Source organism: Streptomyces sp. W16 (assembly GCF_033194735.1).
Classification (GTDB): Bacteria; Actinomycetota; Actinomycetes; order Streptomycetales; family Streptomycetaceae; genus Streptomyces.
In genome coordinates, this window is record NZ_JAWOAI010001060.1 from 1 (window position 1) to 1,458 (window position 1,458).

Annotated in this window: 1 protein-coding gene; it reads right to left on the minus strand. The window is 73.3% G+C overall.

The window, feature by feature from the left end:
* Positions 1-1,436: acyl carrier protein (locus R6V09_RS53040; protein WP_317888542.1), on the minus strand; the 1,436-nt coding region annotated here is incomplete at its 3' end.
* Between the last annotated feature and the right edge of the window lie 22 nt (positions 1,437-1,458).

Below are 1,458 nucleotides of genomic sequence, written 5' to 3' on the forward strand. Positions count from 1 at the left end.
AGGAGTTCGATACGGCACCGGGAGGCCGCGGCGAGCGCGACGGCGAACTTCGCGGTGATGCCCCGCGCGCCGCCCACCAGCAGTACCACCGCGTCACGGTCAAGACCGATGGCGGCGGCCTCGGCGACCCCGTCACCGGCAGGGCCGGCACCGTTGGTCGCGAGCGCGCCGAGCGGTGTCTCGACCAGCTCAAGTCCGTGCCGACCGGCGGCTGTTCGCAGCACGACCGGCTCGCTGCCGGGCGCCAGCAGTTCGGCGAGCAGTGCGTCGGCGACGGCGGCCGGTGCCGTGTCCGTCACCTCGACGACCCGGGCGACGGTGTCCGGGTACTCGCGCGCCACCGTACGGAACAGCCCGTGCAGGCCCGCCGATCCGTTCTCCGCCCCTTGTACGGCGATCAGTTGGCGCGGGTTCCGGGCGAGCGCGGCCTGGAACACGGGGAACGCCTCGGGCAGCACCGGCGCCGACGCGGTGAGCGGCGCGAGATACAGGACGCCGTCCACCTGGCCGTCCGCTTCGGTGAGTTGGTGCTCGGGACCGACGATCAGTGCCTCGGCACCGTAGGAGGAGAGCCGGGCCACGACGGCCTCCGCGCCCTCTCCGTCGCCGTACAGGACGAACCGCCGCCCGCCCAGCACGGACGCCGGGTCCGCCGGGCTGTCGCCGTCCTGGTGCGCGAGCAGCACCGGCCGCAGCTGGAGACGCTTGGGTGCGGTGCCGGTGACCTCGTCCTGGGGGGTGTTGTCACTCGGGGGTGTTTGCGCCACGGGGGCGGGCTCGGTCAGACGTGCCGACAGCCAGCCCGTGACCGAGGCCGCCGTACGGGCCTTCGCCAGGTCCTCCAGCTCGGCGTCGTCGAGCGAGGCGATGTCCGCGCCGCCGCCGATGCCCAGCCGCTGGGCCAACTCACCAGCGATCTCGGCCCGCTTGATGGAGTCGATGCTGAGGTCCGCCTCCAGGTCGAGGTCGGGCTCGATCATGTCGACGGGATAGCCGGTGCGTTCGCTGATGATCTCCAGCACGACCCGCAGCACATCGTCCTCGGTGACGGCCTCGGGCGCCGACTCCGGCTGCGCGGCGGGCTGTTGGGCGGCTGGGGTTTCGACGGCGGCCGGCAGGGCGGGCAGCTGCGGGAGCGCCTCGACCACAGCGGGTGCCGGTGCGGGAATCCAGGTCCCCTGCGGCACCGTCGCCTGCGTCGCGCCGAAGTACGTCAGCAGCACGTCCCGTTGCGCGGCGACCATCTCCCGGCTGGTGCGCAGGAATTCGGAGATGAGCGCGTCCTTGTTCGCCTCGACGGGGGCGCCGTCCTGGGAGTTCGTCGTCACAGTCGTCTCCACAACGCGTCGGGCCGGTGCGAGGGCACCGGGGAGGAGTTCTCCGGCGGCGGTGCGGACCAGCTGCCCGTCGACCGTCCAGCCGGGCCGCTTGGGCACGGGGGTCCGGGCCGCGTCGACG